This is a genomic window from Yoonia sp. 208BN28-4 (assembly GCF_037543925.1).
In the GTDB taxonomy this organism is placed as follows: domain Bacteria; phylum Pseudomonadota; class Alphaproteobacteria; order Rhodobacterales; family Rhodobacteraceae; genus Yoonia.
In genome coordinates, this window is the sequence record NZ_JBBIFY010000005.1 from 59,374 (window position 1) to 70,811 (window position 11,438).

Genomic DNA, 11,438 nt, shown 5'->3' on the forward strand with positions numbered 1-11,438 from the left:
ATAGAGTTTCTATGCGGCATGAATACCGCCTTGTTTGGCCGCCAAAGAACCCGATGGCCCCCGTAACTGCAAGGCATTTTCCGCCATGGCCCATCGCGAAATGTAGCTTTTGAGAAGGTCAAACTTGCGCGCCGTCGGTGTCAGCCCGACATCCGCCGCCAGCTTTTCAAACTGATCGGGCGTGGGTGGTTTGCGCCAATGGGCGGGCCAGGCTTTGCTGATCGCGGCGCAGATGAACGTGAATTCGTCGGTGGAATAGCGCTTGTCGCGCACATGTTTCGACAAGGTTTTCATGTCTGCATCGCTTGGCATGATCCGCAATCTTTGGAAAAACGATGAAAGTTCAGCCTCAATATCCGCGGATATAATTGTCTCAAGCTGAACTCCAAGATTGACCATATCAGCGCTTGTCGCGATGAGCTGTTCTGACGGGAATTTCGCAGCGGTGGGGTAGGGGGCGCCACGAAAGCAATCGCCCCAAGCTTTCAGAATTTGATCAATGCCCTCTGCTGCCGCAGGCAGTGAATGGGTTTTATGGATATGGTTTTTAGACTCTTCAAGGCGTTCAATGGGCTGAACACTGCGTTCAGGTTTTTGAGTAGTTTGACCACGCAGAGAGCCGCGCCAATCCTGCCAGAACGTCACGCGGTATTTCAGGCGGTAGTTGTAGCCGTTCGCCGTGCGCTGTTCTTGCGTTTCGATTAATGCAGCGTCCCGCAGGTCTTTCAGGTAGCCCGAGATGGATGCTTTGGACCGGCCCAGTTTTTCCGCCAGTTGGGCGAGCGACGGCCAGCAAAAACCTTCGCGGTTGGCCATGCGGCAAAGCTCGACCAGTGTGCGGAAAGCGCCGGGTGACAGGTCCATGTCGAGGACATCGACGGGCAGGGCGACGAACCCTTTTTTACGATCAAATTGAAGTTGCTCAGACATAATTCCCTCGTGCGCGGCAAGGATATAACTTGCGCGTCATTGTTTGGGTCGCTATTCTGAAACTGTGAAAACGAACAGCTGACCTAGGTTGTTTTAGATAAAGCCGAGTGGTTGCCGCCGCTCGGCTTTGTTGCTTTTGTTACATCACTATCCTTCCCGCGCTACGGGTCTGATGGGGGGGTATCTGTCGCGGAAGTTCTCTGCGATAGTATCTGATCTGTGTCCCGCATTGGGGTGCCGCCTCAACCCACAGCTTTGCGCTGCTTATTCATGGTATTGGGGTCTATATAGCCCGAAACACCATGACTATGGCAAGGTTTTCTTTGTTTTGAGGTGACCCCCTGCGTTTTGTCTATTAACGTCTTGTTATCCAACGCAAATATTAACAAGACGATACCCCGCCGAACGGTCAAAAATTGGGCAACGCAACGGGGATCGCCCGAATCGCGGCCGATTCTGCGACCTCAAAGCCACAGTCGGCGGATATCCCCTATGGTTGTGAGGGGAAGCCGCCAATCCTCCCCTTGACCCACTGGCAGGCTTCATGACGATAAGGCCAACCAAAAAAAGGCCGCCACGGATTGAGCAGGTCAGGGGGACTAGGCGTGTATAGAACTATCCAAAAGCTACAGTCGTATTGTGTGCTGCTTTTGACGTTGGCGATGTTTGCGGTTCCGCTGCCATCAGGCGCCACGCCCTTTACCGAAACTGTCCCCGGCACCGGTGTCGCCCTGCCTGATGAATACCCTGGTGCTGGTGGTGTTGTGATCGTGCTGACCGGTGCGAACGGAAACATCTATTACCAGTTCTCTGATCCTGATGGTGCATTTATCGGGTTCCAGTTCCGCGGCAGCCCCAGTCGGTTCCGTGGTAACCCGTTTACCATCAATGACCCGATCGGCCTGAATTGCGGATTCCGGTCCTGTGCCGATTATTTCGGTGGATCGCTGGCACGCGTCGATATCCGCTTTTCCGCCTATGACGGTGACACGCAAGGTACGTCTGCCACGGACCCGCGTCGCGGGTTTGATTATAACGACATTACATTGGTGCTGAACGGTTTTGACGTCGGCAACTGGTCGAACCGGATAACGGACCGGACAAACAATTCCGGGACGCAAAGCTTTGGTCTTGTTACCGGCTTTGGTAATAACACATTCAACACCGGCTGGTTTTCGTCCACGAACGCGGCGTTGCTCAATAACATCCTGACAACGGAAAGCACCACGACGCAGGTGCGTGACAATGACCCCGATGACAACCGCTGGGATTTCACCCGTGGCGACAGCCTGCCGCGCCCCGATCTTGAGACCGTTGCGCCGGGCTACGAGCTTGAGAAAACCGTGCGCGGTGGTGATCTGACCTATTCGGCTGTGGGTGATATTATCACCTATGACTATGTGGTGGGCAACATTGGGTCGGTCGATATCGAGGACGTCACAGTTGTCGATGATATTATCGGGCCGGTGGCATGTTCCCCGACAGAGTTGCCACGCACGCGGCGCGGCACTGCGACCGAACCCAGCCGTGCGCGGTGTTCCGCGACCTACACAATTACGCAGGACGATATCGATAACGGCACTGTCACCAACATAGCGCGCGCCAACGGTACGCCCGAATTCGGCACGCTGGGCGAGTTGACCGATGAGGTGACGATCACCGGTCCGGTTTCTATGCCAAGCATTTCGCTTGAAAAGGATGCGCGGTCTGCATCGTTCAGCGGACCGCTAGAGACGGTGACCTATGATTTCACTATTGCGAACACTGGAAACACCACGCTGACCAATGTCGTTGTGATCGACCCAAAGATACCGGGCTTGTCATGCACGATCGCCGAACTTCTGCCGCTTAGCGTTGACAACACGGACAATACTGCGACCTGCACTGGAACATACCAGACGACACAAGATGACGTTGACCGCTCGGCCGCCGGGATGCCGTTGACCAATTCCGCACTGGTTACAGCGCGCGATCCCGACAACTCCGTCGTAGCCGATACCGCAACTGATACGATCACAGGTCCGGACGCCATGCCCGCGCTGACGATCGAGAAGACAGCTCAGGTTGCGGATTTTGATGCGGCTGGCGACGCCATTCCCTACCGCTTTGTTGTGACCAACACCGGCAATGTCACGTGGCCGGGTCCGCCAACGATCAATGACAGCCTTGGCATTCCGGTATCCTGTCCGGCGGGTGCTGTGCGTGTGAACCGCAGTGTGACCTGTACGGCCACTTACACGGCGGGTCTGCCTGACCTGAACGCGGGGCAGGTTGATAACTCTGCCACCGCATCGATCACGGTCAATGGCGTGACCGCGACCAGCACACCCAGCCTTGCGACTGTGCCTGCGGTGCAAAACCCTGCCTTCACGGTTGTGAAAGACCTGCTGTCGGGGCCAGAGCCGTTTGCAGCCACCACCGATCAGCTGACCTATCGCTTTACCGTGCGCAACACCGGCAACGTCACGTTGTCGAACGTGACAGTCACCGACAACAAAGCCGCGCCGAATTGCCCTGTGGGTGATCTTGCGCCGGGGGCGTCTCTGGTTTGTACATCTGATCCCTACACCATTCTGCAAGGCGATCTGAACGCAGGGCAGGTTGTGAACACAGCCACGGTTGCCGCTGACGGGCCTGACGGCAATCCGCTGACGCCGGTGACAGCTTCGGAGACAGTGCTGGCCGACCAGATGCCAGCGATGTCGATCGTCAAGACCGCACAAGAGCCTGCCATTTTCGCAGCCAACCAGACTGTGACCTACACCTATACCGTTCAGAACACCGGCAACGTGGAGCTGACCGACCCGATCCTGATTGACGATGACAAGTTCGACGCACCCTTTGCCTGTGGCAGCGGCACGCTTGCGGCGGGTGGCACGCGGATTTGTACCGCAGACTATACCATCACGCTGGCCGACGCGCTGGCGGGGTTCGTCACCAACGTGGCGTTTGCCACATCGGGCACCACGCAATCGCCAACCGACAGCGTGTCCATCCCGCAAGCGGGTGAGCCTGAACTGGTGCTGGTCAAGGCGGTGGACGATGCCAACTCCACCGGTGGCACGGGCGAGTTCAACGCCGTGGGCGATATCGTGGCCTATACCTTCACGATCACCAATGTTGGTGGCCGCACTATTTCCGCCGGCGAGCCGATCTCGATTGCGGATGCGCTGATCGATAACAACGCGCCTGCGGGTGGCGTGGATTGTTCTGCACAACCTTCGCCCACGCTCTTTTCTACGCAAGACCCGCAAGGGCCCACATCCTTTGTCTGCACCGGCACCTATCAAGTGCGTCAGGCCGATATCAACCGTGGCTTTATCGATAACACGGCCACGGCCAGCTATACGTTCTCGCGCAATGGTGTTCCCACGCTTTACACCAGCCCAGAGGCATCGACCCGCGTGCTGACAAACGTGGTGCCCGATTTCACGCTGGCAAAATCGCCCGATAGCCCGACATTCACAGGCGCCAACCAGCCGGTGACATTCACGTTCACCGCAACAAATACGTCTGAACAGCGGATCGCCACGGTCACGGTGACCGACCCCGCGATCCCCGGTTTCAGCTGTACGATCTCCGGCCTGCGCCCTGCGCGCTTCCCGCCTGAAAACGTGGGATCCTGTACCGGTGTCTACACGACCACCCAAGATGACATGGACCGCGGGACGTTTACCAACACAGCCTCGGCCACGGGTGTCGGGCAAACCGGCATCACCATCCCGGAGCGCACCGCGCAAGCCACGATCACGCGGCCCGTGTCTGCGATCAACCGCGCGATGACCATGACCAAGACCCCGTCTCAGGCGACCTATGCGCTGGACGACCAGATCACCTATACCTTTGGTGTGACTAACACCGGTAACGTCACGCTGACCAATGTTCTGGTCACTGATACCGATCTTGGCACCACCTGCACGATCCCCAGTATCGCGCCGGGGATCACCGATAGAAGCTGCACCGCGCAGTTGACGGTTGATCAGGCGCTGATTGATGCGGGCAGCTTTACCAACAACGCGGTGGCCACGGCGACCGACACACCAAACGCACCAGCCACGGCAATGGTGACAGGCCCCACACGCAACCCCCGCATCGTGCTGGAAAAAGTGGCGGATGCGCCGTTCACCGCCAAGGACGATGTGGTCAGCTTTACCCTGACCGCGCGCAACACCGGCAACGTCACCTTGACCGGTGTGACCATTACGGATGATTTCTTTGACCCTGATCTGACCTGTAACATTGGCACGCTTGCGCCGGGTACGTCCGATAGCTGCACCGCCAATTACACTATCATCCAAGATGACGTGGACGCGGGCGTGATCACCAACACTGCCGATGTCACGGCCAGCGGCGGTGGCCAGACGATCATGCAAAGTGCCACTGAGGTGGTGAACGGCCCCGCCGAGATGCCCGGCGTGCGGATCGAGAAGTTTGATGGCGCACCCGTTGGCACCTTCGGGGCAAAAGACAGCATCGAGACTTATAACCTGCTTGTCACCAACACCGGCAACGTCACGCTGGAAAACCTGCGTGTGGTCGACGCGATGATCGGACTGGACTGTACGATCAACAGTCTTTTGCCTGGCTTCGGGACAACCCAATGTGATGTCCCGACACAAAACCTGTCCGGCACCTATACCGTCCAGCAAGCCGATATTGACGCAGGCGGACTGATGAACACGGCAACCGTTTCGGCTGAAACGACCCGGAATACCCCTGTGACAGACACTGTTTCCCTGACCTTGAACGGGCCGGAACAACTGCCCGCGCTTGGCATTGCGAAAACGGCCACATCGGGGGCCAACTACACGGCTGTCGGCGACGAGATCACGTATCAGTATATCGTCACCAATACGGGCAACATCACGATCACCGCGCCTATCAGTGTCGAAGACGACAAGACAACTGTGTCTTGCGTGCAGGCACCCGGCCTGCGCCTTGAGCCGACAGAATTCATCACCTGCACGGCCACATATGCTGTCACGCAACCCGATCTGGATGACGTGGATGATGACGGCGGCGTGGCCAACGTGGCTTTCGCCGAGGTCGCGCAATCCGTGATCACCGGCACCACGAACCCCGCCACACCTGTGATTGTGCGCTCTGCCACCGATACGGTGATTGTCCCAGCTGATCAGCGTCCTGGGTTGGGATTGGTTAAGAGTGTGACGTCTGGGACGATGGGGACGTATGATGATACGTCTGATGTGATTAGTTATACGTTTGTGGTGACGAACACGGGGAATGTGACGACGACGGCGCCTGTGTTTGTGGATGATCCTGCGGTGGGTGCGCCGTTTGAATGTGCGGCGGCGGGTCTGGCACCGGGGGCGAGTGCCAGCTGCACGGGCACATGGTCGCCGGAGCAGGGTGACATTGACCGCGGGTCGTTTGAGAACACGGCCGATGCCGCGACGGTGTTTGACGGGACCACTGTGACCTCGCCCGAGGACAGTGTTGTTGTGAACGCGGTGCAGCTGCCTGCGCTTGAGACGGTCAAGAGCTTTGTGTCGCTGGTGCCCAATGTGTTCTCTGATCCCAATGTGGTGACCTACCGGTTTGACGTGGAGAACACCGGCAACCAGACCGCTGTCGGCCCGATCGAGATTGTCGACAGCCTGACCGGCCGCTTTGTCTGTGACCCGGGCGATCTGGCGCCGGGCACGGCGATTTCCTGCACCGGCACCTATACGATCACGGCCGATGACGTGCGTCTGGGCAGCCTGACCAACGTGGCCTTTGCCACCAGCCCGACGGTGGACAGCCCGCCGGCCTCCGAGACGATCCCTGATAATGTGGACCCCGCGCTGAGCATCACCAAGACGGCGGATGTGGCGACCTTTGCGGCTGTGGGCGATCCGATCGTCTATACCTACACGGTGCGCAACACCTCTACGGGGGGTGGTGGGTCCGCGCCGCCGGCCTTTGCCAGCGATATCTTCATCGTCGATGACAAGTTCCTTAATCCCGACGGGTCGATTGACGCGATCGAATGCTACATGACCGCGCGCGACAGCCTGCCATCGCTGCAGCCTGTGTCCTCTGGCGCGCTGCCCAACGAGGTCACCTGTCAGGCGACCTATCTGGTGACGCAGGACGATCTGGACGCGGTGGCTGCCGGTCTGGACGACGGATTTGTGACCAACAATGCCACCGGCGAGACGGTGTTTGGCACCACGCTGGTGGTCTCTCCGCCGCAGTCGGTGACCGTGGTCGGCGAGGCGCTGCCCGCGCTGAGCGTGGACAAGACTGTCAGCGGTCCGCGCGATCCTGATCCCGCGCAGGTGGATGACGTGCTGGACTACACCATTGTGACGACCAACACCGGTAACCAGACGGTGTCGGGCGTGGTTGTGACCGATCCGCGGATCCCTGTGCTGGCCTGTACGGTCGGTGGCAATCCCGCGCCGTCCAATATTGTGCTGGCGCCGGGTGATGCGGTGACCTGTACCGGCACCTATACGGTGCTGCAGTCGGATATCGACGCGCAGGTGCTGGGCAACACGGCCACGGCCATGGGCACCAACCCGCAGGGCGAAGACGTGACCGGCACCGGCACGGCCGATCAGGATGTCGTGGCCGATGCGCCGCTGGTCGATGTGGTCAAGACGCTGCGCAACCCGCCAGTGGCAGGCCAGCCGGCCTTTACTGATCCGGGCCAGCAACTGGTCTTTGACATCGCGGTGACCAACACCGGCAACGTGACGCTGACCAGCAGCACGGTAACCGATATCCTGCTGCCCGGTGACACGCGCACCATCGGCACGCTGTTGCCCGGCGAGACCGACCGCAGCGTGGCGTTCACCTACGAGGTGCAGCAATCGGACATCGACCGCGGCTTTATCCTGAACGAGGCCACGGCTGTGGCCGTGCCCGGCACACCAGCCGGGGCAGGGGGTGCCACGGTGCAGGACAGCGACACCATCCGCAACGCAGGCCCCGCGCGTGCGCCTGGGATTGCGCTGGCCAAATCGGTGGACGAGGTGGATGGCGCAGCACCTGTGTTCGACGCCGAAGGCCAGACGATCAGCTACACCTATACGCTGCTTAACACCGGCAACATCACCATCACGGCCACGCCGGATGTGACCGACGACAAGATCGCAACGGTGGTCTGTGACGCGCTGCCCGCCGGCGGGCTGCTGCCCACGGGCGAGCTGACCTGCCGCGGCACCTATGCGGTCACGCAGGCGGATGTGGACAGGGGCTTTGTCACCAATCTGGCGGATGCCACTGTGGCCAACCCGCTGGGCGGCGCGCCGCTTGTGGCCCCGCAGGCCAGTGCGACAGTCAACAGCGACCGGCGCACATCGCTGACGCTGGACAAGATGGCCTCGGTCAGCAGCGGCGTGCAGGTGGATGACCTGATCACCTACACCTATGTGGTCACCAACACCGGCACCGTGACGCTGGACAATGTGACGGTCATCGACCAGCAGACCACCGCTGCAGGCACCGGCCCGCTGGCGCTGTCGGATGGCGGCGTGATTGCCACGCTGGCGCCGGGTGGGACGCAAAACCTGACCGCGACCTACCGCGTGACACAGGCCGATATCGACCTGAACATCACGCTGACCAACGAAGCCACGGTCACCGGCACGCCCCGCTTTGGCCTGACACCGCCCGCCCCGCAGACCGATGATGCCAGCGTGACGCCGGTTGCCCCGGCGCCTGCGCTGGTGGCGATCAAGGACGTGGTGCTGCCAGCCGATCTGGTGCCCAATGCCGAGATCGTGTTCCCCGTCACCGTGACCAACACCGGCAATGTGACCCTGCGCGCCCCGGTGCTGACCGACACGCTGACCCGTCTGGACACCACCGTGGTGACCCCGGCCCCCACCGCGCAGTTCCTGTCGGGCGATACCGGCGATGACAGCCTGTTGTCGGTCGGCGAGGTCTGGACCTACGAGGTGCGCTATGCCCTGACGCAGGACGATATTGATGCAGGCGGGATCTCGAACTCGATCCGTGCGGCAACGACCGATCTGCTGGACACGCCCGTCTTTGATATCTCCGACAACGGCGTTGATCCGGCGACCACTGACACGCCGACCGTGGTGCAGGTCACACCGGCCCCCGCGATCGAGGCCGAGAAGGTCATCACCTCGACCACCGCAGCCGTGACCGACACGGTCCGGTTCGAGATCCGCGTGACCAACACCGGCAATGTGACGCTGGACGCGGTGGCGATTGCCAGCGACGTGCTGACCCGCAACGATACCGCCGCCACGCCGCTGACACTGGCCAGTGGCCCCGCGTTCTTTGCCGCGACAGACGGCTCCCCCGCAGGCACGCTGCAAGTGGGCGAAACCGCAACCTACCGCGCAAGCTACGTGCTGACGCAAGATGACATCGACGCAGGCGGCATCACAAACACCGCCACAGCCACAGGCACACCCCCCACAGGCTCCCCCGTCACAGACATCTCCGACAACGCAAACGACACCGACGGAAACACAACAAACGACCCAACAGAACTGGTGATTGACCAGATGCCGGGGATCAACGCCGAGAAGGTCATCACTTCGACCGGGGCGGCACTGAATGATCGTGTGGCCTTTGAAATCCGCGTGACCAACACAGGCGATGTGACGCTGAACAATGTCGCGATCCAGAGCGATACGCTGACCCGCGCCGACGCGGCCAACACGCCGTTGTCACTGTCAAGCGGGCCTACGTTTGGCAGGGCTGATCAAGGCTCTGTTGCGGGCACGTTGAAGGTGGGTGAAACTGCGACCTACACCGCCAGCTATGTCCTGCAACAAGAGGATATTGACGCGGGCGGCATCGCCAACATTGCGACCGCCGTGGGCACGCCGCCGGACGGCACACCGATCACCGATGTGACGGACAACGGTGACGACACGGACGGCAACACCGAAAACGACCCGACCACACTGACCACGCCACAGGCTCCTGCGATCAATGCTGAAAAGGTCATCACCTCATCGACTGTGACGGTCAACGAGGCTGTGACATTCGACATTCGCGTGACCAACACCGGCGATGTGACGCTGACCGATGTCGCGATCCAGAGCGATACGCTTACCCGTGCTGACGCGGGCAATACGCCATTGTCGCTGACCAGTGGCCCGACATTTTCGCGTGCGACATTGGGTTCTTCTAACGGCACGCTGCAAGTGGGCGAAACCGCGACATACACTGTCAGCTATGTCCTGCAACAAGAGGACATCGACGCAGGCGGTATTGCAAACACTGCAACCGCCGTGGGCACGCCGCCGGATGGCACCCCGATCACTGACGTGACGGACAATGGCGACGATGGTGACGGGAACACGGTCAATGATCCGACGACGCTGGATATCACGCCGACCCCGTCGATCACGCTGGCCAAGTCGCTGCTGCGCGGCGGGCCCTCGTTTACAGTTGCTACCGATGTGCTGACCTACCAGTTCCTTGTGACGAACACGGGCAATGTCACGATCACCGAACCTGTTGTAATCGATGATCCGCTGATCACAAATGCCGGTGGCACGATTATTTGTCAGCCGGGGCCGCTGGCGCCGATGGGCACGCTGATGTGTGAAGGCGATTATGCGGTGACGCAGGATGATGTGGACGCAGGCTCGCGTGCAAACTCTGCGACCGCCGCGACCAGCTTTGAGGGTATTCCCGCGATCAGTGGTCGCTCCGGCATCATTGTGCCCGGTCCCGCTGAAATGCCTTCGGTGACACTCACGAAAACCGATACGGACGGCTCTGGCACCTTTGGCGCTTTGCGGAGCATCGAAAACTTCAGCCTGACAGTTGAGAACGATGGCAACGTCACGCTGGAAAACCTGCGTGTTGTTGACGCGATGATCGGGCTGGATTGCACGATCGACAGTCTTTTGCCGGGTGTGACGACAAGCACTTGTGACGCACCTGCCGGTCCGATTGCGGGCAGCTATGAAATTACACAGCCTGATATTGATCGCGGCACCCTGACCAATATGGCCACGGTCAGCGGTCAGACCACGCTGAACACGCCGGTTGGTGATGATGTCGAAATCACCCTGACCGGACCTGAACAACTGCCAACGCTCAGCATCGCAAAATCGGCGACGGGCGGGCAGGACTTCTTCGCTGTGCGCGATATCATCAGCTATCAATATATCGTCAGCAACACGGGCAATATCACCATTACTGCGCCCATCAGCGTGGCCGATGACAAGGCGCCGGTCTTTTGTACCCAAGCCATCGGCGGGCGGCTTGCACCCGATGCGACGATCACCTGCACAGCCGAATACCGCGTGACGCAAGATGATCTGGACACAGGCAATGTGGTGAACACGGCCTCTGCATCTGTGACGCAGCCTGTCGTGCCCGGCCCGACCTATCCGGGCGGCATCGCCAACGTCACATCGCCAGACGATGTTGTCAGCGTCCCAGCTGATCAGCGTCCTGGGTTGGGATTGGTTAAGAGTGTGACGTCTGGGACGATGGGGACGTATGATGATACGTCTGATGTGATTAGTTATACGTTTGTGGTGACGAACACGGGGAAT

2 protein-coding genes are annotated in these 11,438 nt (G+C 59.9%); one reads left to right on the plus strand and one right to left on the minus strand.

Annotated elements, in window-relative coordinates; genetic code table 11:
- Positions 1-9: 9 nt before the first annotated feature.
- A complete protein-coding gene (locus tag V8J84_RS16515; RefSeq protein WP_339933226.1) occupies positions 10-930 on the minus strand; it encodes a helix-turn-helix domain-containing protein in 921 nt (306 codons plus the stop codon).
- Positions 931-1,535: 605 nt separating this feature from the next.
- On the opposite strand from V8J84_RS16515, the gene V8J84_RS16520 reads away from it, so the two are divergent.
- Positions 1,536-11,438 (plus strand): DUF7507 domain-containing protein (locus tag V8J84_RS16520; protein ID WP_339933228.1); only part of this gene is annotated, 9,903 nt, incomplete at its 3' end.